Here is a 22,672-nt window from a genome sequence, read left to right as displayed (position 1 = left end):
GAATCGCCCCAGTCTGTCAGGTCATGTCAGCTAAGTCCGTAGCCCAACCTTCGCCCAGCCTCTTCGATGAGGACGACGCGCTCAACCCTCCGCCGGCCTCGCCGCTGGCGCAGGTCCATGAGCCGCGCCCCGAGCCCGTCGCGCCGCGCAAGACCGACGGCTACTCCGCCGCCGACATCGAGGTGCTCGAAGGCCTGGAGCCAGTCCGCAAGCGTCCCGGCATGTATATCGGCGGCACCGACGAACGCGCCCTTCACCACCTGTTCGCCGAGGTCCTCGACAACGCCATGGACGAGGCGGTCGCCGGCCACGCCAAGCTGATCGAAGTGTCGTTGAACGCTGACGGCGTGCTGACCGTCCGTGACGACGGCCGCGGCATCCCCGTCGACCCACATCCCAAGCATCCAGGCAAGTCGGCGCTGGAAGTCATCATGACCGTCCTGCACTCCGGCGGGAAGTTCTCCGGCAAGGCCTATGAGACCTCCGGCGGCCTGCATGGCGTCGGCGTCTCCGTCGTCAACGCCCTGTCCGAAAGCGTCGTCGTCACCGCATGGAAGGACGGCTTCGAATGGCGCCAGGCCTTCAGCCGGGGGAAGCCGGTGGGGCCCATCGAGCGCGGCGCGGCCAGCCGCAAGAAGGGCACCGAGATCGCCTTCCGCCCGGACCCGCAGATCTTCGGCGAAGGCGTGGCATTCAAGCCGGCGCGCCTGCATCGCATGGCCCGCTCCAAGGCCTACCTCTTCGGCGGCGTCGAGATCCGCTGGACGTGCGACCCCTCGCGCATCCACGATCAGACCCCCGCCGAAGCGACGTTTCGCTTCCCCAATGGCCTCGCCGACTACCTCGCCGAGCGCATCAAGGGCGTCGAGACAGTCACGCCGGAGCCCTTCACCGGGCGCTATGAACGCAAGGGCGAACCAGGCAAGGTCGAGTGGGCGCTCACCTGGACTCCCGCCGGCTTCGGCGAGGCCGACGGCTTCATGCAGTCCTACTGCAACACCGTGCCCACCCCGGAAGGCGGCACACACGAAGCGGGACTGCGCGCGGCGCTGACCCGCGGCCTCAAGGCCTACGCTGAACTGACGGGTGATAAGCGCGGCGGGCTGATCACCGCCGACGACGTGGTGGCCCAGGCCGGCGCCCTGGTCAGCGTCTTCATCCGCGACCCGGAGTTCCAGGGGCAGACCAAGGAGAAGCTCTCCTCGTCGGAGGCCCAGCGTCTGGTCGAGAATGCCCTCCGCGATCCCTTCGACCACTGGCTGACCGCCCAGCCCAAGTCGGCCACCGCACTCCTGCAGTTCGTCGTCGAGCGCGCCGAGGAACGTCTCAAGCGCCGCAAGGACCGCGAGGTCGCCCGCGCCTCGGCCACGCGCAAGCTGCGACTGCCGGGCAAGCTCGCCGACTGCTCCGGGACCTCAACCGACGGCGCTGAGCTTTTCCTGGTTGAAGGCGACTCCGCCGGCGGCTCTGCGAAACAGGCGCGCAACCGCAAGAACCAGGCGATCCTGCCGCTCCGCGGCAAGATTCTGAACGTCGCCTCGGCCTCTCTCGACAAAACGGGCGCCAACAAGGAGCTGTCGGACCTGATGCTCGCACTGGGCGTGCAGGGCGGGACGAAATTCCGCGAGGAAGATCTGCGCTATGAGCGGATCATCATCATGACCGACGCGGACGTCGACGGCGCCCATATCGCCAGCCTGCTGATCACCTTCTTCTACCGGACCATGCCCGACATGATCCGCGCCGGTCGGCTCTACCTTGCCCTGCCGCCCCTCTATCGCCTGAGCCACGGCGGCAAGGCGGTTTACGCCCGCGACGACGCCCACCGCGACGAGCTCCTGGCCACCGAGTTCAAGGGCAAGAAGCCGGAGACCAGCCGCTTCAAGGGCCTGGGCGAGATGATGCCGGCCCAGCTCAAGGAAACGACGATGGACCCGAGCAGGCGCACGCTCGCCCGCGTCACCCTGCCTCGCGCCGAAGAAGCCGTCGCCGACCTGGTCGAGGCGCTCATGGGCCGCAGGCCCGAACTGCGTTTCCGCTTCATCCAGGAAAACGCCGAGTTCGCCCTGGCCGATCTGGACGTCTGACTATTCAGTCGCCGGCTCGACCTCGCTGAGCGGGGGCGCGGGCGGCGCGGGCGCACCGGCCGGGATCGGCATGGCCCCGCGTTTCAGCGCCTGGACCATGAAGCCGCGCCACAGCTCGGCCGGCGCCCCGCCGCCCGTCACCCGCGCCATCGGCTTGGCGTCGTCGCGGCCCAGCCAAACAACTGTGACGAGACCGCCGGAATAGCCCGCGAACCAGGCGTCCTTGTAGTCCGAGGTCGTGCCGCTTTTGCCCGCCAGGTCGTAGCCGGCGATCCGCGCCCGCGCGCCGGTGCCCGATGTGATCACCGTGCGCATCATCCGGTTCAGCTCGCCCAGGGCCGGGTTGGCGACGACGGAGCTGAGCGCCGGCGCCCTGCGCGCCCAGACGACCTTGCCCGCCCGGGTGCGGATCCGTTCGACCCCATAGGCCTGGACGCCGTAGCCGCCGTTGGCCAGGGGCGCGTAGGCCTGCGCCAGCTCCAGCGGTGTCACTTGCACGGCGCCCAGCGCCATAGACGGGCTAACGCTGATCGGCGAGGTCACGCCGAGACGGCGCGCTGTCGCGGCGACCCGGTCTCGCCCGGTCTCATCCGCCAGCCGCGCGGCGACCGTGTTCAGCGAGCGGGCGAAGGCGACCTCGAGGGTCAAGGGACCCGCATAGCCCTCGTCATAGTTGCGCGGAGACCAGCCCTGAATCGTCACCGGCTCGTCGACCACCAGGTCGTCCGGCGTGCGGCCGGCCTCCATCGCCGCCAGGTAGACAAACGGCTTCCAGGCCGAGCCCGCCTGCCGCCGCGCTCCGGTCGCACGGTTGAACGGGGCGACGCGATAGTTCACGCCGCCGATCATCGCCCGCACCCGCCCATAGCCATCCAGCGAGACGAGCGCCGCCTGCTCCACCCGTTGCGCCGCGTGGCCGACGACAACCGCCTTGGCGTTGCGGGCGGCCTGAACCTCAAGACCTTGGTCGAGCGTGGTCTCAACGATCATGTCCTGTTTCACCGCGCCCATCGCCTTGCGCGCCTGCGGATCGAGCCAGTCTACGAAATATTGCGCCGCATCCGCCTCGGCGTCAGGACGCACATTTGGCCGTTCGGCCTTCGCCCGCGTCGCCTGGGCGCGCGTGATCAGCCCGGTCTCCACCATGGCGTCCAGCACCAGGCCGCTGCGTTCAGCCGACCGCTTGGGATTGATCAGCGGGTGATAGTCCACCGGCGACTTCATCACCGCCGCCAGCATCGCCGCCTCGCGCATCGTCAGCCGCGCAGCGGGCTTGCCGAAGTAGCGCTGCGCGGCGGCCTCCAGCCCATAGGCGCCGGCGCCGAAATAGGCGCGGCTCAGATAGAACCCAAGGATCTGGTTCTTGCTGTAGGCCCGCTCCAGCTGGATCGCGTAGACGATCTCCATCCCCTTGCGCTCGAGCGTCACCGCATTGTTCAGGAACAGCATCCGCGCGACCTGCTGGGTGATGGTCGAGGCGCCCTGGGCGATCCGGCCCTTCTCCAGATTGGTCACAAGCGCGCGGGCCATCCCCCGCGGATCGAATCCTGCATGGCCGTAGAACTGCCGATCCTCGATGGCGACGAAGGCGGCGGGCACGTAGGCCGGCAGCCGCGCCACATCCATCGGCGGCGCATATCGGCCCCCGCGCACCCCCAGCCACTGGCCGGAACGGTCGAGGTAGACGATCTGTGGCGCCCGCTCGATCTTGGGCAGGGCCGGCAATGCCGGAGCGGCCATCAGAGATGCGGCGGCGACGAGGGCGAACACGGGCGAACTCCAGCAGAATCGGCGCGCTTTTCGCGCGCGCACCCTGCCTCTTCCAACCTAATTCGGCTTAATGTTGTCTCTCCGACCGACGAACTTCCCTGCGTGCGTTGACTTAAGGTCGTCCAAGCCTATTTTCGCCACCGCGCGACGACCGCCGTCAGCGCCGCCGCGCCACGTCTGTGCTGACGAGCGCCCATTTTCTTCTTGTACCCAATGACCGAATTCTCCGCCCTGGGCCTGTCGCCCGCGACCCTCGCAGCTGTCGCCGCGACCGGCTACACCGTCGCAACACCCATTCAGGCCGCCGCCATTCCCGTGGCGCTCGCCGGCCGCGACGTGCTGGGCATCGCCCAGACCGGCACGGGCAAGACCGCCGCCTTCACCCTGCCGATGATCGACCGACTCGCGGCCGGTCGCTCCAAGGCGCGCATGCCGCGCGCCCTGGTCGTCGCCCCGACCCGCGAACTCGCCGACCAGGTCGCCGCCTCCTTCGAAAAATACGCCAAGGGCCAGCGGCTCTCCTGGGCGCTGCTGATCGGCGGCGTCTCGTTCTCCGACCAGGAACTCAAGCTCGACCGCGGCGTCGACGTCCTGATCGCCACGCCGGGCCGCCTGCTCGACCACTTCGAGCGCGGCAAGCTGCTGATGACCGGCGTCCAGCTGATGGTCGTCGACGAAGCCGACCGCATGCTTGACATGGGTTTCATCCCGGACCTCGAGCGCATTTTCAAGCTGACGCCGGCTAAGAAGCAGACCCTGTTCTTCTCGGCGACCATGCCGCCGGAGATCACGCGCCTCACCAAGCAGTTCCTGCGCGATCCTGAGCGGATCGAGGCCTCGCGTCCCGCCACCACCAACGAGAACATCAGCCAGTTTGTCGTGCGCCTGCCGGTGACCGACGCCAAGGCCAAGCGCACGGCGCTACGCCACATCATCGCCCGCGACGACGTGCAGAACGGCATCGTCTTCTGCAACCGCAAGTCAGAGGTCGACATCGTCGCCAAGTCGCTGCGGACCCACGGCTTCGACGCCGCGGCCATCCACGGCGACCTCGATCAGGCGACGCGGATGCGAACGCTTGAGATGTTCCGCAAAGGCGAATTGAAACTACTGGTGGCCTCCGACGTCGCCGCCCGCGGTCTCGACATCCCCGCCGTGAGCCACGTCTTCAACTATGACGTGCCGCACCACGCCGACGACTACGTCCACCGCATTGGCCGCACAGGCCGCGCCGGACGCACCGGCGAGGCCTATATGATCACGACGCCGGCGGATTCGAAGAACCTCGACAAGGTCATCAAGCTGATCGGGCAGACCCCCGCCGAGCTGACGATCGACCTCGACTGGGAGACGATGAAGGACGGCCCGCGCCGCGAGAAGGAACGCGGCCGCGATCGCGACCGTGACCGCAACAAACGCGACCGAACCCCTGCCCCCGCCCCGCGCGAGCAACAAGCCTCGACCACGCCCCTGCAGGCCGCTGCGCCTGCGGTTGAGCGAGACGATGAGGCGCCCCCGGCCGAACGTCCCGCCCGCCGTCCGCGCCGTTTGTCGCAAGAAGCCGCCGAGCCGGTCGCGCGTGCTGAGCCCGTAGAACGCCCGCAACGCGCCGAACGCAGCGAGCGTCCGGAACGCGCTGAGCGCAACGATCGCCCTGATCGCAATGAACGCGGTCCCCGCCGCGAACGGGAGCGCGAACGCGCTCCGCAGCGGGATCCCGATCGTGGCCGCAGTCGAGAAGACAACGACCGCGTCGTTGGCTTCGGCTCCGATACGCCTGCGTTCCTCCTGCGCGCGACGCCCATCGCCAAGGAATAACGACCTGGCCCATTTCAGAATGAACTTGCCCGGTTCTGCACATCGGGCCGGCTTGCTCTTTGATGAGGCCGGCAGCAACTTGCATGCGGCGGGAGACCAACGTTCCGCATAAAGTCGCTGGGGGTAGGCCGCCGTGCTGCACGAGATCAAGACGCCGTTCCACACCATGGTCGACGCCGAAAAAGGCACCGTTGAACGCGCCATTTTCGCCGACCAATCCATCTATGAGCTGGAGCTGGAGCGCATCTTCGCCCGCGCGTGGAACTTCATGTGCCACGAGAGCCAGATCCCGAAGGCCGGCGATTTCTTCCTGAGCTTCATCGGCGAAGAATCGGTGATCGCGACTCGTGACAAGAAGGGCGAGCTCCAGGTCTTGCTGAACAGCTGCCGCCACCGTGGCAATGCGGTCTGTCGCGCGGAAGCCGGCAATGCGCGATCGTTCCTGTGCACCTACCACGGCTGGACCTACGGCCTGGACGGCCAGTTGATCGGCGTCCCGGGCTACAAGGACTTCTACCACGAGCAGCTCGACAAGTCGCAGTGGGGCCTGGTGAAGGCTGGCAAGGTGGCCAGCTACAAGGGTTTCGTCTTCGCCACCATGGATCCGGAAGCCCCGGACCTGGAAGAGTTCCTGGGCCCCGTCGCCCGTCTCGCACTCGATCTTCTCAGCGGCCAGGGCGAGATGATGATCGTCGAGGGTGTCCAAAAGAACATCATCGGCTGCAACTGGAAGTTGGCTGTCGACAACCTCTTCGACTTCTATCACGTCGATATCAGCCACGCCTCGGCCACCATGTCAGGCGCTCGCAAGCACGCCGAGACCGGCCTTTTCACTCCGTGGAACCACCGGGTGACACTGGGCGACTACGGCCATGCGATCGGCGGCAACAAGATCCAGCCGCGGCTATGGGAAATCGTCGAAGAAATGAAGGCTGAGGGCAAACCCCTCGATCAGTTCCTGAACCAGGAATGGCGCAAAAGGCCCGAAGTCGCCGAGGCCTTGGGCGACATGGCCGACACATCGGGCCACCCGAACATCTTCCCGAACATGTGGATCACCGGCAACCAGATCTGCCTGCGCCTGCCGCGCGGACCCGGAAACACCGAGCTTTGGTGGTTCACCCTGCTCCCGCAGGGTCTGTCCGACGCCGAGCGCAAGATTCGCATGGACCGCGCCAACCGCACCTTCGGCGCCGCCGGCATGCTTGAGCAGGACGACGGTGAGAACTGGGACCAATCCACCCGCGCCACCCGCGGCGTGGTCGCCCAGCGCTATCCGCTGAACTTCTCCATGGCGATTGGAACCGGGGTGACCAAGGTGGGCGAGCGTGGCCATGCCCACATAGATACCCACATCAACGAACATGCCCAGCTGTGGACCTACCGCAACTGGGCCGACTGGATGGACGCGGAAAGCTGGGCTGTGCTGAAGGCCCAGCACACGGCCCCGCCGAAGGCCGGCGAACTGGTCTAGATCCCTAGATCCCGAGCGCTCGGCAGGGCGCGTGTCATGCCGCTATGCGCCAAGCATCCGCGCGGTTAAGCTCCTCCGAAAAATAAGGGCGGCTTCGCCTGATCGTTTTTCGGAGGATCCCCGATGCTGCACGAGATGAAGACCCCGTTCAGGACGATGGTCGATGTCGAGACCGGCACGGTCGATCGGGCAATGTTCGCTGATGCAGATATCTACCAACTCGAGCTGGAGCGCATCTTCGCCCGCGCGTGGAACTTCATGTGCCACGAGAGCCAGATCCCGAAGGCCGGCGACTTCTTCCTGAGCTTCATCGGCGAAGAATCGGTGATCGCCACCCGCGACAAGAAGGGCGAGCTGCAGGTCCTGCTGAACAGCTGCCGCCACCGCGGCAACGCGGTCTGCCGGGCCGAGAGCGGCAACGCCCGCTCGTTCCTCTGCACTTACCACGGCTGGACCTATGGCCTCGACGGCCAGCTGATCGGCGTTCCCGGCTACAAGGATTTCTACCACGAGCAACTCGACAAGTCGCAGTGGGGCCTGGTGAAGGCCGGCAAGGTGGCCAGCTACAAGGGTTTCGTCTTCGCCACCATGGATCCGGAAGCCCCGGACCTTGAGGAATACCTCGGGGAAGTCGGCCGGATGAGCATCGACCTGATCGCCGAGCGTGGCGACATGGTGATCGTCGAGGGCGTCCAGAAGAACCTGATCGGCTGCAACTGGAAGCTGGCCGTCGACAACCTGTTCGACTGGTACCACCCGCAGATCAGCCACGCCTCAGCGTTCATGGTCGGCATGCTGCGCGGCGGCTCGAAGCTCACGCCGGAAGACCACGCCGTGCTGGAAAAGGCTCGCGCTGTGGGGATGTCGCGCGGCCACCGCGTGGTGTTCGGAGCCTATGGCCACGCCATTGGCGGCCCGCGCGGCAGCCAGGAAGCCCGCGACGCGCGACGCTCGATGGCCGACCGGATCGAGCCGATCATGGAAGATCTCTACCGTGATACGCCGCAAGGCCGCGCCGCCCTGGGCGAGGTCGGCGTGGACACCTCCGGCCACCCCAACATCTTCCCGAACCTGTGGGTGTCCACCGGCGCCTACCAGCTGTCGCTGCGTCTGCCCCGGGGGCCGCTGAACACCGAGATCTGGTGGTTCAGCTTCGTGCCGAAGGACGCCAGCGAGGCGAAGAAGAAGGAGATTATCAACTCCGAGAACCACGTGTTCGGCGCCGCTGGCCTGCTGGAGCAGGACGACGGAGAGAATTGGGACCAGTCCACGCGCGCCATGAAGGGTGTGATCGCCCAGCGCTATCCGCTGAACTTTTCGATGGGTCTGAACAAGACGCCGGTCCAGGTGATCGAAGGCGTCGCCCACGTCGACACCAATATCAACGAACACGCCCAGCTCTGGACCTACCGGATCTGGACGGAATGGATGGACGCCGACAGCTGGGCGACCCTGAAAGCCAACCACACCAAGCCGCCGGCCCACGGCGACCTGATCTAGGTAAGTCGGTCCCTTCCCCGTTTGCGGGAGAAGATGGCCCGCGCCTTAAGCGTCGGTCGCCGGGACGATCGTCACGCTCTCGCCGCAACCGCAGGCGTCGGTCTCGTTGGGATTGCGGAAGGTGAACTTGGCCGAGAGCTTGCTCACCTCGTAATCGATCTCTGTGCCGATCAGGAAAAGCACAGCCTTGGGCTCAACCAGGATCGTCACGCCCTTGTCTTCAACCACCTCGTCCAGCGGTCCGGCCTCGGTGGCGTAGTCCAGGACATACTCCTGCCCAGCGCAACCGCCGTTCTTCACGCCGACGCGCAAGCCCAGATACGGCGGTTCAGCGGCATCCTGGGCCTTCCGCGCCATGATCTCGCGCACTCGCTCAGCCGCACGCTCGGTCAGGGTGACGACCTTGGGCCGCGGGCGGCGCGGACGCAGCTGGGGGGTGACGCCGATTGTTTCCATCAGAGCATGTTCAATTGCAGCTTGGCCGAGTCGGACATCCGGGACGGATCCCACGGCGGCTCAAAGGTGAGCGCGACGCGCACCGACTTCAAGTCCGGCACCTTCAGAACCGCGTCCTTGACCCAGCCCGGCATCTCTCCGGCCACCGGGCAGCCCAGCGCGGTCAGGGTCATCTCGACGGTCACGTCGAGCTCATCCGAGATATCGACCTCATAGATGAGGCCCAGCTCGTAGACGTCCACCGGGATTTCCGGGTCGAACACGGTCTTCAGCTGCTCGATGATCTGGTCGGTCAGGTTGTCGAGGACAGTCTGGTCGAGCTTGGCGACGGGTTCGACGGCTTCGGTCATTTGGGCGCTCTAGGCAAAGAAGGCTTGGGCTTTGAAGAGGGCCTCTACGAAGGCGTCGGCCTCTTCCTCGGTGTTATATAGTGCGAAAGATGCTCGCGCACTGGACGTCAGGTCAAAACGTTTCATCAGCGGCTCGGCGCAATGGGTCCCGGCGCGCACCGCCACCCCATACCGATCCAGGATCTGAGCCACGTCATGGGCATGGGCGCCCTCGACGGTGAAGGCCAGGATCGGCCCCTTGCCTGGCGCTTCACCAATCACGCGCAGCCAGTTCGCACCGCTCAGGCCGTCGCGCACCCGGGCGTAGAGCGCCGCCTCATGGGCCACGACCGCCTCGCGATCCAGCGACCGGAACCACGATATCGACGCGCCCAGTCCGATCGCCTCGAGAATCGGCGGCGTGCCGGCCTCAAACCGATGCGGCGGGTCGGCATAGGTGATCGCCTCCAGCGACACCTGGCCGATCATCTCGCCGCCACCCTGGTACGGCGGCAACGCCGCCAAGGCCTCGGCCTTGCCATAGAGGATGCCGATGCCGGTCGGCCCGTAGAGCTTGTGGCCGGAGAAGACGTAGAAGTCGGCGTCCAGCACCTTCACATCGACGATCTCATGGACGATCGCCTGACAGCCATCGACCAAGACGACCGCGCCCGCGTCATGAGCCAGAGCGATCAACTCGGCGAGCGGATTGACCGTGCCCAGGACATTGGACATGTGGCTAACGCCCACGACCTTGGTCTTGTCGCTCAGCAGCGCTTTGAAGCTGTCGATATCCAGCGATCCGTCGTCGCGCACCTTGGCGAACTTCAGGACCACCCCCTTGCGCTCGCGCAGGAAGTGCCACGGCACGATGTTGGCGTGGTGCTCCATCTCGGTCAGCAGGACCTCGTCGCCCGCCTGCAGGCTCGCCCCCAGGCCCGCGGCGACCAGGTTGATCGCCTCAGTGGCGCCCTTGGTGAAGACCACCTCATTGATATCGGCGCCGATCAGCTCGGCCGCCTGGCGCCGCGCCGCCTCGTAGGCGTCCGTCGTCTCATTGGCCAAGGTATGCAGGCCGCGGTGCACATTGGCGTAGGAATGTTCCATCGCCTGGACCATGGCGTCGATCACCGCTCGCGGCTTCTGGGCCGAGGCGGCGCTGTCCAGATAGATCAAAGGTTTGCCGTGCACTTGGCGCGACAGGATGGGGAACTGCGCCCGAACCGCCTGCACGTCGAAGGCCATGCTCAGGCTTCCAGGCGGCTGGCGGCGAACGCGCGCACGACCTCGCGGGCGCCGTCATGGCTGATCCGGTCGGCGACCTCGCCGACGAAGGCCTCGATCAGCAGGGCGCGCGCCGTCTCGAACGGCATGCCCCGCTGACGGGCGTAGAACAACGCCTCGTCGTCCAGCGCGCCGATGGTGTTGCCGTGGCTGCACGACACGTCATCGGCCCAGATTTGCAGTTCCGGCTTGGCGTCGACTTCGGCCTGGTCGGAAAGGATCAGGGCGTGGTGGCCCATCCGCGCATCGGTCTGATCCGCGCCCTGATGGACAACGATGCGTCCCTGGAACACCGCCCGCGCCTGGTTGCGCACCACGCCCTTGGTCAGCTGGTCGGTGCGGCCATCCGGCCCGCGGTGATCGAGCACGGTGGTCAGGTCCGCGTGTTGCTGACCGTCCAGCAGATAGATCCCATCGAGACGCGCCAGGGCCCCGCCGCCGGGATGGGCGACGCGTGTTTCCAGCCGTTGGCGGCGCGCGCCGTCGGTGACCACGGTCTGCCTGAAGCTAGCCTGCGGGCTGAGCACGACATCGGCCTCGCTGACGCTGACGCCCAAGGCGCCGTCGCGCGCCAGGACGATGCGCTCAACCTCAGCGCCCTCGCCCAGGGTGATCGACAGGCCGGCCTGGACGACATAGCCGCCCTCGTCGCCCTCATAGCTTTCCAGCAAGGTCAAGCGACCGCCCGGGGCGACGTCCACCGTCACCGAGGCCGTGTGGGCGCCGGCGGCGATCGACACGAACCGCAGAGCCACGGTCGTCGTCTCACCGGCGGCGACCGCGATGGCCTCCCCGCCGAGGCCGTTGACTACGCGGACATGGCGATCGGCCAGGGCGTCGAACGGCCCCTCGCCCACCGCGCCCGCATGGCCTTGTGATGCCTCGGGCAAGACCCGGATCAGGCCGCGGATGTCCGTCCAGCGCCAGTCCTCGTCGCGCCGGCTCGGCAGCTGGGCGAGGTCGCGCGCCGCAATGGCGGCTTTCAAGCTCAAGCGGCCCTCGCATAGCGTTCGTAGCCTTCGCGCTCCAGCGTGAGGGCCAGCTCCGGCCCGCCGCTGTCGGCGATACGCCCGCCGGCCAGCACATGGACGCGGTCGGGTTTGATGTAGTCGAGCAGGCGCTGGTAGTGGGTGATCACCAGCATCGCCCGGTCGGCGCTGCGCAGCGCATTGACGCCTTCCGAGACGATCCGCAGGGCGTCGACGTCGAGGCCCGAATCCGTCTCGTCGAGGATCAGCAGGCGGGGCTCCAGGATGGACATCTGGAAGATCTCCATCCGCTTCTTCTCGCCGCCGGAGAAGCCGACGTTTAGCGCCCGCTTCAGCATGTCGAAGTCGATCTTCAGGAGCTCGGCCTTTTCCCGGGCGAGCTTGAGGAACGCCGGCGCCGTCACCTCGTCCTCGCCGCGCGCCTTGCGCTGCGCGTTCAGCGCCGTGCGAATGAAGGTGAGCGCCGGAACACCTGGAATTTCCAGGGGATATTGGAACGACAGGAAGACGCCGCGCGCGGCGCGCTCGTCCGGCGCGAGCGCCAGCAGATCCTCGCCGTCGAGGCTCGCTGAGCCTCCGGTGACTTCATAGCCGTCGCGGCCGGTCAGCACATAGGACAGCGTCGACTTGCCGGCGCCGTTCGGTCCCATGATGGCATGCACCTCACCGGCCGGTACTTCCAGAGTGAGGCCTTTCAGGATCTCATTGCCTTGAACTTCAGCGCGCAGGTCTTTGATATTCAGCATCATCTTCCAGACTTAATCGCGGTCGTCATAGTCGACGAGAAGGGCGGCGATCGCCTCCTCGATATCGGGGATCGTCTTCACGGGGACCGTCCGAACCTCGGGATCGTCCGCCGCCTTGATCTCATAGGTCAGATGGTAATCACCGGCCTTATCGACGCTGGCGCGGATGAAGATCGGGCCCGGATCGACCTGCAGCTCATCGCCGTTCAGCTCGACCTCTGCGCCCATGGAATCCAGGAGCTCGCGGTCGCGCATGATCTCCTGGAACAGCGCCTTCAGCGCAGCATGGGCCTCGTGATAGGGACGCTCGGCCGCAGCCTGGGCCTCGTCGCGCCGGCTCAGCTTGGCGTAGTAGGCGTCACGCAGGGCCATCAGCCGACGCTCCCTTCGAGGCTGATCGCCACCAGCTTCTGGGCCTCGACGGCGAACTCCATCGGCAGCTGCTGCAGCACGTCCTTGACGAAGCCGTTGACCAGCAGCTGGACCGCCTCTTCCTGGGAAAGGCCCCGCTGCATCACATAGAACAGCTGGTCTTCCGACAGTTTGGTCGTCGTCGCCTCGTGCTCGAACACCGACTGGCCGTTGCGCGCCTCGACGTAGGGCACGGTGTGGGCCGCGCAGTCCTTGCCGATCAGCAGGCTGTCGCATTGGGTGAAATTCCGCGAGCCCTTGGCCTTCGGATGAGCCGAAACCAGGCCACGATAAGTGTTCGACGACCTGCCGGCGCTGATGCCCTTGGAGATGATCCGCGAGCGGGTGTTGGCGCCCAGGTGAATCATCTTCGTGCCGGTGTCGGCCTGCTGGCGGCCATTGGTGATGGCGATGGAATAAAACTCACCGACGCTGTCGTCGCCGCGCAGAATGCAGGACGGATATTTCCAGGTGATCGCCGAGCCGGTCTCGACCTGGGTCCACGACACCTTGGCCCGCTCGCCCCGGCAATCGGCGCGCTTGGTGACAAAGTTGTAGATGCCGCCCTTCCCCGTTTCCGGATCGCCCGGATACCAGTTCTGGACCGTGGAATATTTGATCTCAGCGTCGTCGAGGATCACCAGCTCCACCACCGCGGCGTGCAGTTGGTTCTCATCGCGCATCGGCGCGGTGCAGCCTTCCAGGTAGGAAACGTAGGAGCCCTTGTCGGCGATGATCAGGGTCCGCTCGAACTGACCGCTTTCGGCCGCATTGATGCGGAAGTAGGTCGAAAGCTCCATCGGGCAGCGCACGCCCGGCGGGATGTAGACGAAGCTGCCGTCGGAGAAGACCGCCGAATTCAGGCAGGCGAAGTAGTTGTCCGAGGTCGGCACCACCGAGCCTAGGTACTTTTTCACCAGTTCCGGATGCTCACGAATCGCCTCGCTCATGGGGCAGAAGATCACCCCATGCTGGCCTAGCTCCTTCTTGAAGGTGGTCACCACCGAGACGCTGTCGAACACCGCGTCAACGGCATAGCGCGGCGCGCCTTCGACGCCCGCCAGGACCTCCTGCTCGCGCAGCGGGATGCCCAGCTTCTTGTAGGTCTCCAGCAGTTCCGGATCGACCTCGTCGAGGCTCTTCGGGCCCGCCTTCTGCGACGGCGCGGCGTAGTAATAGCTGTCCTGGTAGTCGATCTTTGGGAAGCTGACCTTGGCCCAGGTGGGCTCGTCCAGTTGCAGCCAGCGCTCATAGGCCTCGAGGCGCCATTGCAGCATCCATTCCGGCTCTTCCTTCTTAGCCGAAATGAAGCGCACGATATCGGCGGACAGGCCCTTCGGCGCGAAGTCCTGCTCGATCTCCGTGACGAAGCCGTGCTTGTACTTCTCGAGGTTCTGGACCTGATCGACGGTCTGACGGACGGCGGCCATTAGGCTCCTACTCCCACGGCGGCCGACGCGCGTCGCGCCGAATGCCGTTGATATGCTTGCACCCAGACGTCAGCGAACCGTCGCCAGTCCGCCTCTGTCGTATCCCAGCCGCCGCTGACGCGGATGGCGCATCCGGCGAGGTCGCCAAAGCCCATCGCCGCCAGCACCGGGCTGGCCTTCACCTTGCCGGACGAACAGGCCGCGCCTGCGCTGACCATCACGCCCGCCAAGTCCAGCGTCATGACCTGCATCTCAGACGGGAAACCTGCCGCAGCGACGCTCAGCGTATTGGCGATCCGGGGCGCGCCCTCGCCCGCCACGACGGCGCCGTGCGCCTTCAGGGCCAACGCAGCGGAGTCGCGCCAGCCCGCCTGGCGGCCCGCTGCGTCGAGACCACGCATCGCGGCCTCGGCGGATACGCCAAATCCCATGATCCCGGGCCGGTTCTCCGTCCCACCGCGCCAGCCGCGCTCCTGGCCGCCGCCCTGCAGCCGCCGACGGAGGGCCGCGCGCGGTCCGAATGTCAGAGCGCCGATCCCTTGCGGCCCGCCAATTTTGTGCGCCGAGATCGCTAGCGTGTCGGCCCCGATCCCCCGGCTATCGATCGCCACCTTGCCCGCCGCTTGAATCGCATCGACATGCAGCCAGCCATCGGCGGCGCGCACCAGGGTGGCGGCGTCAGCGATCGGCTGGATCACGCCGGTCTCGTTGTTAGCCAGCATGATCGCCACGAAGGGCCTGCCGTCAGCGGCGTCCCAGGCGTTCAGCCGCCGGGCCAACCAGGACAAATCGACGACGCCATCGCTGTCCACCGGCAGGATCTCGATGGCCGCGTCGCTCGCCTGCGCCGTTTCCAGGACGCTCGGATGCTCGATCGCCGAGATGATCAGGCGATGTGATCCGCCGGCGACCGCGCTCTCGATGGCGAGGCCGTTGGCCTCCGACCCCCCGCTGGTGAAGACCACGGTGGAGGCCGGCGCCGCGATCAAGGCGGCGACCTGCGCGCGCGCAGCCTCCAGCCCCGCGCGGGCCGCACGGCCGGCCGCATGGGTCGACGACGGGTTGCCCGTGACCGATAGCGCCCGCGCGACCGCCTCGGCCGCCTCGGGTCGCACGGTCGTCGTGGCGTTATGATCCAGGTAGACCGCAGTCACTCCGCGGCCTCCCGCACGCCCATGCGGCCGCCGACGCGGCCTTCGGCGACGTCGGCCAGGCTGACCGAGGTCAGGAAGTTCTCGATGTGCCGGCCCAGGTCATCCCAAAGATCGTGGGTCAGGCACCGCTCGCCGCGATGCATGCAGCCCTGGTGTTCCAGCGCCTCGCAGCGGGTGGCGTGCAGCGGCTCGTCCACGGCGTGGATAATCGCCGCCACGGTGATTTCGCTGGCCGCTGTCGCCAGGCGATAGCCGCCGCCCGGACCACGCGCGCTGATCACCAGGCCCTTGCGGCGCAGGCGCGCAAATAGCTGTTCCAGATAGGAAAGGGAGATGTCCTGTCGCTCGGCGATATCGGCAAGCGAAAGGCCGCGTTCGGACGGGCTCTGGCGGCGAGCCAGATCCGCCATCGCCATCACGGCGTAACGTCCTTTCGTGGAGAGCCGCATGACTGGACCTGCTGCAGTTTTCGCGCGCATTGGGCGCGGCCTGTGCTACAAGCCGCCGCCTTGCGCGGAGGCTTCAAGCCGGTTCCGTACCGAAGGGCCGGACTTAAGAAGCCCGAGTGCTTTAGTCAAGTATTCCACAGCCCCCGGGACAGCTCGCGGGCCCTGCAAGAGGTAGGTATGCCTGAAGTCGTTCTGACCGGCGCGGCCGGACGGATTGAAGGCCGTTACACCCAGGGCAAGTCGGAGACGGCGCCCGTGGCGCTGATCCTGCATCCGCACCCGCGGGCCGGCGGCCAGATGAACAACCCGGTCGCGGTGCAGCTCTACCACCTGTTCATGAAGCGCGGCTTCTCGGTCCTGCGTTTCAACTTCCGCGGCGTCGGCCGCAGCCAGGGCGAGTTTGACAGCGGCATCGGCGAATTGGCGGACGCGGCTACGGCCCTGGACTGGCTGCAGAGCACCAATCCCGCGGCCTCCCAGTGCTGGGTCGCCGGATACTCCTTCGGCGCCTGGGTGGGCATGCAACTCCTGATGCGCCGGCCGGAAACCGATGGTTTCATCTCGGTCTCGCCGCCGACCAACGCCTATGACTTCAGCTTCCTGGCCCCCTGCCCCGCTTCGGGCCTGATCCTGCATGGCTCCGCCGACACCGTCGTCCCGCCGGTCGAGGTCGAACGCGTCGTATCCAAGCTGCGCACCCAGAAGGGCATCGTCATCGACTATGAGGTGGTCGAAGGCGCCAACCACTTCTGGACTGAGCACCTGCCCTCGGTCGAGCGCAGCGTTGGTGATTATCTCGACAAGCGCCTGGAAGCCGATCCGGCCTAAACCATGTCGACCGCGCCGGACGACGCCATCCGCGCCCGCCGACGGCTGACCAACAAGTTGATCGCCGCCAAGGACGCCGCGCGCCTGCGGCCGTTCTTCGCCCCTGACGTGAAACTGATCGTCGGCGACGGCGCGCTGATCGTCGGCGCCGACGCCATGATCGACGCTTTCGCCGGCCAGTTCCGCGATCCCGACTTCGTGGCCTACGTCCGCACGCCTGACTCGATCGAACTCGGCGCCGACGGCGAACGCGCGGTCGAGCACGGCCGCTGGATCGCCCAGATGAAGCTCGCCGGCGCGCTCATCACCTACGCCTCAGGCCCCTACACAGCGGTCTGGCGCAAGGCCGTCGGCCAATGGACCATCGAGGGCGAGCTCTACGTCACCCTGGGCTGAAACGAAAAAGGCCGGCGTCGCGCACCGCGCCGCCGGCCTCTCTCCAGTCACGTTCGCCGGGTCTTAGAAGCGGCGGACGTATCCCACCGAATAGACATCGGCGTGGCCGGTGTTGGATCCGGTGAAATCCTTGCGGGTGAAATCGGCGCGGATTCCGTTCACCCCGTCAAAGCGATATTGGCCGCCGACCCCGTAGTTCCAGCTGTCCTGCGAGCCGGTGACGCCGACACCCGCGGCCGACGCCTTGAACTTTGTCGTGCCGTAGCCGATGCGTGCCGTCAGGTCGAACTGCGGCCCGATGGGCAGGAAGCCGACGCCATAGGCGGCCGCCTCGCCGCGCTGCTTGATCCGCACATCGGTGGCGCCAACCGAGACCTTGTCGCCATTGATCCCGTAGCCGAGCTCGCCTTCGAGACCGAGGTAGGGATTGGCGCGATAGCCGAGCCGGCCCTGGATCGCGCCGACGTCGACGCTGCCGGCGGCGTTGGTGTGGCCATAGCCCAGGCTGCCATAGAGGCCGGTCAGTTCGGTGCTCTGGGCCTGCGCCAGCACAGGGACGGCCATCGCCAGGGCGGCGACGGATGCGGCGGCGATAAGCTTATTCATGTTCTCAAACTCCAACTACCTACGAACAGCCGCCAACCCGTGCCCCGGGTTCGGCTTGAAACGCGGCCTCTTGGAGTCCGTTCAGCGGCGCTGATCAGACCACGGACGAATGTGGTTTTTGCGCAACAGCGTCAAACACGAGAACGCCGGTCCGTGGATACCCACGAACCGGCGTTGCAAGCGCTTGAAAGCTGCGGACGTCGCTTAGCGATCCTTCTCCATAACGCCGATGGCGGCCTGGGCGGCGGCCAGACGCGCGATCGGCACCCGGTAGGCCGAGCAGGACACATAGTCCAACCCGACGCTCTCGCAGAAGGTGATCGAAGCCGGGTCGCCGCCGTGTTCGCCGCAGATGCCGAGCTTGACGTTCGGTCGCACCGAACGGCCCCGCTCGGCGGCGATGCGGATCAGGTCGCCGACGCCTTCCTGGTCGAGGGTGACGAAGGGATCCTTTTCGAAGATGCCCTTGTCGATATAGGCGTTCAGGAAGCGGCCGGAGTCGTCACGGCTGATGCCGAAGGTTGTTTGCGTCAGGTCGTTGGTGCCGAAGGAGAAGAACTCGGCGTTCTCGGCCAGGTCGGCGGCGCGCAGGGCCGCGCGGGGCAGCTCCACCATGGTGCCGACCATATATTCGATCTCACAGCCCTTCTCGGCGATGACGGCCTTGGCCGTGCGGTCGGTGAGCTCGCGGAGGAACTTCATCTCCTCGCCCTTGGCGACCAGCGGATGCATGATCTCAGGGATCGGCGCGGGCCGGCCCGACGCCGCGACTTCACAGGCGGCCTCTATGATGGCCTGGACCTGCATTTCGTAGATTTCCGGATAGGATACGCCCAGGCGGCAACCGCGGTGGCCCAGCATCGGGTTCACCTCGTGCATCTCGCGCGCCCGGTTGAGCAGCTTGTCAGCGTCGAGGCCGGTGGCGGCGGCGACAGCGGCCACTTCTTCTTCCGTGTGCGGCAGGAACTCATGCAGCGGCGGGTCGAGCAAGCGGATGGTGACCGGCAGGCCTTCCATGATCCCGAACAGCTCGACGAAATCCTGCCGTTGCATCGGCAGAATCTTGGCCAGCGCCAATCTACGCCCGGCCTCGTCGTCGGCCAGGATCATTTCGCGCACAGCGGCGATGCGGTCCGGGTCGAAGAACATGTGCTCGGTGCGGCAAAGGCCAATGCCCTCGGCGCCGAACTGGCGGGCCGTGCGCGCGTCGACCGCGGTCTCGGCATTGGCGCGAACCTTCAGGCGGCGCGATTCGTCGGCCCAGCCCATCAGGGTGGCGAAATCGCCCGACAGTTCCGGCTCAACCATCTTGGCTGCGCCCAGCAACACCTCGCCGGTCGAGCCGTCGATGGTAATGATGTCGCCCGCCTTGATGGTCTGGCCGCGCGTGACGAACACCTCGGCCTTATGGTCGATGCGGATCTCGCCGGCCCCAGAGACGCAAGGCCGTCCCATGCCGCGCGCCACCACGGCGGCGTGGCTGGTCATGCCGCCGCGGGCGGTGACGATGCCGCGGGCGGCGTCCATGCCGCGGATGTCCTCGGGCGAGGTCTCCTCGCGCACCAGAATGACGGATTCGCCCGCAGCGCCCTGGTGTTCGGCGTCCTCGGCGGTGAACACCACCTTGCCGGTGGCTGCGCCAGGCGAGGCGGGCAAGCCGGCGGCGATCACATTGCGCGGACTCTTCGGGTCGATCGTCGGGTGCAGCAGCTGATCGAGCGACGCCGGCTCGACGCGCATCACCGCTTCTTTGTGGGTGATGACGCCTTCATTGGCCAGGTCGACGGCGATCTTCAGCGCCGCCTTGGCGGTGCGCTTGCCGTTGCGCGTCTGCAGCATATAGAGCCGGCCGCGTTCGACCGTGAACTCGATGTCCTGCATGTCGCTATAGTGCGACTCCAGCTTCTCGACGACGCCCTTGAACTGGGTGAACACTTCCGGAAGGGCCTCTTCCATGGACGGGTTCTTGTCGCCCATCTCCTCGCGGGCGATCTGCGTCAGCGCCTGCGGCGTGCGGATGCCGGCGACGACGTCCTCGCCCTGGGCGTTGATCAGGAACTCGCCGTAAAGGCGGTTCTGGCCAGTGGACGGGTTACGGGTGAAAGCGACGCCCGTAGCCGAGGTCTCGCCCATATTGCCGAACACCATCGACTGGACGTTGACGGCCGTGCCCCAGCTTTCCGGGATGTCGTGCATACGGCGATAGAACTTCGCCCGATCGTTCATCCAGCTGGCGAACACCGCGCTGATCGCGCCCCACAGCTGGGCTTGCGGGTCCTGCGGGAAGGGATGGCCGAGCTCGCGTTCGACGGCCTTCTTGTAGTCGCCGACGACAGCTTCCCAGCCTTCGGCGGTCAGCGCTGTGTCGACGGTGACATCGAGGCGGTCCTTATGCTCGTCGAGAATTTCCTCGAACATGTGATGGTCCAGGCCCAGCACGACATTCGAGTACATCTGAATGAAGCGGCGATAGGAATCGAAGGCGAACCGGCGGTCGCCGGCCAGCGCCGCCAGGCCCTCGACCGTCTGGTCATTGAGGCCCAGGTTCAGCACCGTATCCATCATGCCCGGCATCGAGGCGCGCGCGCCCGAGCGCACCGACACCAGCAACGGGTTGGCGGCGTCGCCGAAGGTCTTGCCCGTCAGCTCCTCAACGCGCCTGAGGCCTGCTTCAACCTGGCCGTCCAGCGACGCCGGATAGACCTGGGCGTTGGAATAGTAGTGGACGCAGGCTTCCGTGGTGATCGTAAACCCTGGCGGCACCGGCAGGCCCAGCGACGACATCTCAGCGAGATTCGCCCCCTTGCCGCCCAGCAAGTTCTTCATGGAAGCGTCGCCGTCAGCGCCGCCTCCTCCGAACGCATAGACCCACCGAGTATCGACCATAGTGTCGGCCATACCGCGTCCCCCTTCAGCCTAAGCCCTGAAAATCAACTTACCACCTGGCCGAAGTCCGCCACACGTTTCATCGCGTCGCGGACTTGCAGCAGAAGCCGCAACCGGTTTTCCCGTTCGGCGGCGACCTCGGAATTCACTAGCACCTTGTCGAAAAAGGCGTCCACGGGCGCGCGCAGCGTCGATAGGACGGCCATGGCGGAGGCGTAGTCCTCCCTCTCCAGCGCCTTGTCCAGTTCGATCTCCACATGCCCCAACGCATTGATCAGAGAAGTCTCTTCCCCAGGAGCACCCGCCATGTCGACCGGAGCGCCGTGCGGCAAAGCGCCCTTTTTCTCTTCGGCCCGCAGGATGTTCACCGCGCGCTTGAATCCGGCCAGAAGATTGGCGCCGTCGTCCGATCCGACGAATTTTTCGAGCGCGCCCACCTTTGCGACCACCCGCACCAGGTCGTCATCGCCGAGGGCGAACACTGCATCCACCAGATCCGGCTTCTGGCCCTGGTCGCGCAGCAGCACCTTCAGTCGATCGCCAAGGAAGGCCACCAGTTCCTCAGAAACGAACTGTCCCAGCGGCAGGCGCGTACGTGTATCGAGCAGGATCCGAATGACCCCCAGCGCTGAGCGGCGCAGGGCGTAGGGATCCTTGGAGCCAGTCGGCTTCTCGTTGATGCTGAAGAAGCTGACGAGCGTGTCCAGCTTGTCGGCCAGGGCGACGGTCGCCGCGGCGCTTTGCACCGGTGTCGAATCGGCCGGCCCCTGCGGGCGATAGTGATGACGGATGGCGTCCACGACCTCCGGGTCCTGGCCTTCCTTCTCCGCATAATAGGCGCCCATGACGCCCTGGAGCTCGGGGAATTCCCCGACCATGCCGCTGACAAGATCGGCCTTGGCCAGCCGCGCGGCGGTGGCCGCGTGGACAAGGGTCTCCTCGTCGTCACGGACGAACGGCGCCAAGCGTTCTGTCAGGGCGACGATCCGCTCGACCCGGTCGTGCATCGTCCCGAGCTTGGCGTGGAAGGTCACACCCTTCAGCTTGGCGGCGCGATCCGCCAGGCGCACCCGTAGATCCTCGTTCCAAAAAAAGCGCGCATCCGAGAGCCTGGCCGACAGCACCTTGGCGTTGCCGCGCGCAATGGTCGTTCCGCCGTCCGTCGCCTCGATGTTGGCGACCGTGATGAAGTGCGGCGCGAGAAAGCCCGAGCGTGGATCGCGCACCGCGAAGTAACGCTGGTGCACCCGCATCGACGTGCGGATCACTTCCGGCGGCAGATCCAGGAAATCCGGATCCATGTCGCCCATCACCGGCGTCGGCCATTCGGCCAGGCCCGCCACCTCGTCCAGCAGGCCGTCGTCCTCGACCAGCTCGAGATTACGCGCGAAGCAGATGGTTCGCGCGGCGTCCATGATCCGCTCCTTGCGCTCCTCAGGATCGAGCACCACGAAGTTGGCGGCGAGCGCATCCTGGTAGCTGTCGAAGTCGCGGACCTTCAGCACTTGGCGCGATCCCATGAACCTGTGGCCGATCGTCAGGTCGCCGCTGGCGATATCCTCGACCTCAAAGGGAACGACCTCGCCGTCGAACAGGAACAGGATCCGCTTCAGCGGCCGCACCCAGCGCAGCTTGCTGGTCCCCGAGATCATCGACTTCGGCCACGGAAAGCCGCGGATGACGGAGTCCAACGCCTCGGCGGCGATCGCCGGCACAGGCCGGCCAGCCCTGTGCAAATGAGCGAACCAGACACCGTCGCGTTCGACCAACTGCTCACGGGTCAAGCCCGTCGAGCGCAGGAAGCCGTCCATCGCCGCGTCGGGCGCGCCGACGCGCGGACCCTTGCGGTCCTCATGACGATCGGGCTGCACGGCCGGCAGGCCCTCGGCCACGAGCGTCAGGCGCCTGGGGCCGGCGAACGCCTTCATCGCCTCGGGCAGCAGGCCCTCGTCGGCCAGACGCTCGCGCATCAGGCGCTCGAAATCGCGCGCCGCATTGGCCTGCATGCGCGCGGGAATTTCCTCGCAGAGGAGTTCGATCAACAGCTGCGGCATGGTCT

19 protein-coding genes are annotated in these 22,672 nt (G+C 66.4%); 6 read left to right on the top strand and 13 right to left on the bottom strand.

The features are described from left to right. Positions 1 to 23 precede the first annotated feature (23 nt). On the top strand, positions 24 to 2,087 hold the full coding sequence (gene parE, locus BN1313_RS09095) for a DNA topoisomerase IV subunit B (RefSeq protein WP_091739372.1): 2,064 nt from the start codon (positions 24 to 26) through the stop codon (positions 2,085 to 2,087). On the opposite strand, the gene BN1313_RS09090 is transcribed toward parE, so the two are convergent. After that, positions 2,088 to 3,857, bottom strand: coding sequence for a transglycosylase domain-containing protein (locus BN1313_RS09090; protein WP_091739369.1), 1,770 nt, complete (start codon positions 3,855 to 3,857; stop codon positions 2,088 to 2,090). A 213-nt stretch (positions 3,858 to 4,070) separates the two neighbouring features. Between BN1313_RS09090 and BN1313_RS09085 the strand changes: the two genes are divergently transcribed. From BN1313_RS09085 to BN1313_RS09075, 3 genes are all read left to right on the top strand, one after another. Further along, a complete protein-coding gene (locus BN1313_RS09085) occupies positions 4,071 to 5,675 on the top strand; it encodes a DEAD/DEAH box helicase (RefSeq protein WP_091739365.1) in 1,605 nt (534 codons plus the stop codon). A 133-nt stretch (positions 5,676 to 5,808) separates the two neighbouring features. Further along, a complete protein-coding gene (locus BN1313_RS09080; RefSeq protein WP_091739362.1) occupies positions 5,809 to 7,149 on the top strand; it encodes an aromatic ring-hydroxylating oxygenase subunit alpha in 1,341 nt (446 codons plus the stop codon). Between the two features lie 123 nt (positions 7,150 to 7,272). Continuing rightward, positions 7,273 to 8,649 carry an aromatic ring-hydroxylating oxygenase subunit alpha gene (locus tag BN1313_RS09075; protein WP_091739359.1) on the top strand — a complete coding sequence of 459 codons (1,377 nt, stop codon included), beginning with the start codon at positions 7,273 to 7,275 and terminating at the stop codon, positions 8,647 to 8,649. Between the two features lie 45 nt (positions 8,650 to 8,694). Here the strand turns inward: BN1313_RS09075 and BN1313_RS09070 are convergent, their stop codons facing one another. The 9 genes from BN1313_RS09070 to BN1313_RS09030 are packed head-to-tail and all read right to left on the bottom strand — an operon-like array spanning position 8,695 to position 15,897. Further along, the gene (locus tag BN1313_RS09070) at positions 8,695 to 9,105 is read right to left on the bottom strand and encodes a HesB/IscA family protein (protein ID WP_091739356.1); all 411 of its coding nucleotides are present in this window, start codon (positions 9,103 to 9,105) and stop codon (positions 8,695 to 8,697) included. After that, positions 9,105 to 9,455 carry a DUF59 domain-containing protein gene (locus BN1313_RS09065; protein ID WP_091739353.1) on the bottom strand — a complete coding sequence of 117 codons (351 nt, stop codon included), beginning with the start codon at positions 9,453 to 9,455 and terminating at the stop codon, positions 9,105 to 9,107. Before BN1313_RS09065 ends, BN1313_RS09070 begins: the two co-directional genes overlap by 1 nt. A gap of 9 nt (positions 9,456 to 9,464) precedes the next feature. Continuing rightward, positions 9,465 to 10,679 carry an aminotransferase class V-fold PLP-dependent enzyme gene (locus tag BN1313_RS09060; protein ID WP_091739350.1) on the bottom strand — a complete coding sequence of 405 codons (1,215 nt, stop codon included), beginning with the start codon at positions 10,677 to 10,679 and terminating at the stop codon, positions 9,465 to 9,467. Positions 10,680 to 10,681: 2 nt separating this feature from the next. After that, complete coding sequence (sufD, locus tag BN1313_RS09055) at positions 10,682 to 11,710, bottom strand: Fe-S cluster assembly protein SufD (protein WP_091739346.1); 1,029 nt, start codon at positions 11,708 to 11,710, stop codon at positions 10,682 to 10,684. Further along, positions 11,707 to 12,453 (bottom strand): Fe-S cluster assembly ATPase SufC, encoded by a 747-nt coding sequence (sufC, locus tag BN1313_RS09050; RefSeq protein WP_091742560.1) that lies wholly within the window; start codon positions 12,451 to 12,453, stop codon positions 11,707 to 11,709. Before sufC ends, sufD begins: the two co-directional genes overlap by 4 nt. Positions 12,454 to 12,465: 12 nt before the next feature. Further along, positions 12,466 to 12,825, bottom strand: coding sequence for a hypothetical protein (locus BN1313_RS09045; protein ID WP_091739343.1), 360 nt, complete (start codon positions 12,823 to 12,825; stop codon positions 12,466 to 12,468). Beyond that, positions 12,825 to 14,294 (bottom strand): Fe-S cluster assembly protein SufB, encoded by a 1,470-nt coding sequence (gene sufB, locus BN1313_RS09040; protein WP_091739340.1) that lies wholly within the window; start codon positions 14,292 to 14,294, stop codon positions 12,825 to 12,827. Before sufB ends, BN1313_RS09045 begins: the two co-directional genes overlap by 1 nt. Further along, the gene (locus tag BN1313_RS09035) at positions 14,294 to 15,448 is read right to left on the bottom strand and encodes a cysteine desulfurase family protein (protein ID WP_091739337.1); all 1,155 of its coding nucleotides are present in this window, start codon (positions 15,446 to 15,448) and stop codon (positions 14,294 to 14,296) included. Before BN1313_RS09035 ends, sufB begins: the two co-directional genes overlap by 1 nt. After that, positions 15,445 to 15,897, bottom strand: coding sequence for an Rrf2 family transcriptional regulator (locus tag BN1313_RS09030; RefSeq protein WP_091739334.1), 453 nt, complete (start codon positions 15,895 to 15,897; stop codon positions 15,445 to 15,447). The genes BN1313_RS09035 and BN1313_RS09030 overlap by 4 nt, the downstream gene beginning before the upstream one ends. Positions 15,898 to 16,074: 177 nt before the next feature. Here BN1313_RS09030 and BN1313_RS09025 point away from each other — a divergent pair, with 177 nt between their 5' ends. Together BN1313_RS09025 and BN1313_RS09020 are read left to right on the top strand one after the other, a co-directional pair. Further along, on the top strand, positions 16,075 to 16,725 hold the full coding sequence (locus BN1313_RS09025) for an alpha/beta hydrolase (RefSeq protein WP_091739331.1): 651 nt from the start codon (positions 16,075 to 16,077) through the stop codon (positions 16,723 to 16,725). 3 nt (positions 16,726 to 16,728) lie between these two features. Continuing rightward, complete coding sequence (locus BN1313_RS09020) at positions 16,729 to 17,121, top strand: YybH family protein (protein WP_091739327.1); 393 nt, start codon at positions 16,729 to 16,731, stop codon at positions 17,119 to 17,121. 63 nt (positions 17,122 to 17,184) lie between these two features. Here BN1313_RS09020 and BN1313_RS09015 read toward each other — a convergent pair whose 3' ends face one another. The 3 genes from BN1313_RS09015 to glyS all read right to left on the bottom strand — a co-directional run bounded on the left by BN1313_RS09015 (position 17,185) and on the right by glyS (position 22,667). Continuing rightward, entirely contained in the window at positions 17,185 to 17,727 is a 543-nt protein-coding gene (locus BN1313_RS09015; protein WP_091739325.1) for a porin family protein, read from the bottom strand. A gap of 204 nt (positions 17,728 to 17,931) precedes the next feature. After that, a complete protein-coding gene (gene ppdK / locus BN1313_RS09010; protein ID WP_091739322.1) occupies positions 17,932 to 20,625 on the bottom strand; it encodes a pyruvate, phosphate dikinase in 2,694 nt (897 codons plus the stop codon). 32 nt (positions 20,626 to 20,657) lie between these two features. Continuing rightward, the gene (glyS, locus tag BN1313_RS09005; protein WP_091739320.1) at positions 20,658 to 22,667 is read right to left on the bottom strand and encodes a glycine--tRNA ligase subunit beta; all 2,010 of its coding nucleotides are present in this window, start codon (positions 22,665 to 22,667) and stop codon (positions 20,658 to 20,660) included. Positions 22,668 to 22,672 lie beyond the last annotated feature (5 nt).

The sequence above is a fragment of the Phenylobacterium immobile (ATCC 35973) genome (genome assembly GCF_001375595.1).
GTDB lineage: Bacteria > Pseudomonadota > Alphaproteobacteria > Caulobacterales > Caulobacteraceae > Phenylobacterium > Phenylobacterium immobile.
The sequence above is the reverse complement of the archived record's forward strand: the minus strand, read 5'-3'. Positions and strand labels throughout refer to the sequence as shown.

Bases quoted from the DNA above. Each gene is read 5' to 3' on its own strand.
- BN1313_RS09030 (WP_091739334.1), bottom strand. From the start codon at position 15,897: ATGCGGCTCTCCACGAAAGGACGTTACGCCGTGATGGCGATGGCGGAT.
- BN1313_RS09025 (WP_091739331.1), top strand. From the start codon at position 16,075: ATGCCTGAAGTCGTTCTGACCGGCGCGGCCGGACGGATTGAAGGCCGT.
- glyS (WP_091739320.1), bottom strand. From the start codon at position 22,667: ATGCCGCAGCTGTTGATCGAACTCCTCTGCGAGGAAATTCCCGCGCGC.
- BN1313_RS09085 (WP_091739365.1), top strand. From the start codon at position 4,071: ATGACCGAATTCTCCGCCCTGGGCCTGTCGCCCGCGACCCTCGCAGCT.
- parE (WP_091739372.1), top strand. From the start codon at position 24: ATGTCAGCTAAGTCCGTAGCCCAACCTTCGCCCAGCCTCTTCGATGAG.
- BN1313_RS09075 (WP_091739359.1), top strand. From the start codon at position 7,273: ATGCTGCACGAGATGAAGACCCCGTTCAGGACGATGGTCGATGTCGAG.
- BN1313_RS09060 (WP_091739350.1), bottom strand. From the start codon at position 10,679: ATGGCCTTCGACGTGCAGGCGGTTCGGGCGCAGTTCCCCATCCTGTCG.
- BN1313_RS09045 (WP_091739343.1), bottom strand. From the start codon at position 12,825: ATGGCCCTGCGTGACGCCTACTACGCCAAGCTGAGCCGGCGCGACGAG.
- ppdK (WP_091739322.1), bottom strand. From the start codon at position 20,625: ATGGCCGACACTATGGTCGATACTCGGTGGGTCTATGCGTTCGGAGGA.
- sufC (WP_091742560.1), bottom strand. From the start codon at position 12,453: ATGCTGAATATCAAAGACCTGCGCGCTGAAGTTCAAGGCAATGAGATC.
- BN1313_RS09015 (WP_091739325.1), bottom strand. From the start codon at position 17,727: ATGAATAAGCTTATCGCCGCCGCATCCGTCGCCGCCCTGGCGATGGCC.
- BN1313_RS09070 (WP_091739356.1), bottom strand. From the start codon at position 9,105: ATGGAAACAATCGGCGTCACCCCCCAGCTGCGTCCGCGCCGCCCGCGG.
- sufB (WP_091739340.1), bottom strand. From the start codon at position 14,294: ATGGCCGCCGTCCGTCAGACCGTCGATCAGGTCCAGAACCTCGAGAAG.
- BN1313_RS09065 (WP_091739353.1), bottom strand. From the start codon at position 9,455: ATGACCGAAGCCGTCGAACCCGTCGCCAAGCTCGACCAGACTGTCCTC.
- BN1313_RS09020 (WP_091739327.1), top strand. From the start codon at position 16,729: ATGTCGACCGCGCCGGACGACGCCATCCGCGCCCGCCGACGGCTGACC.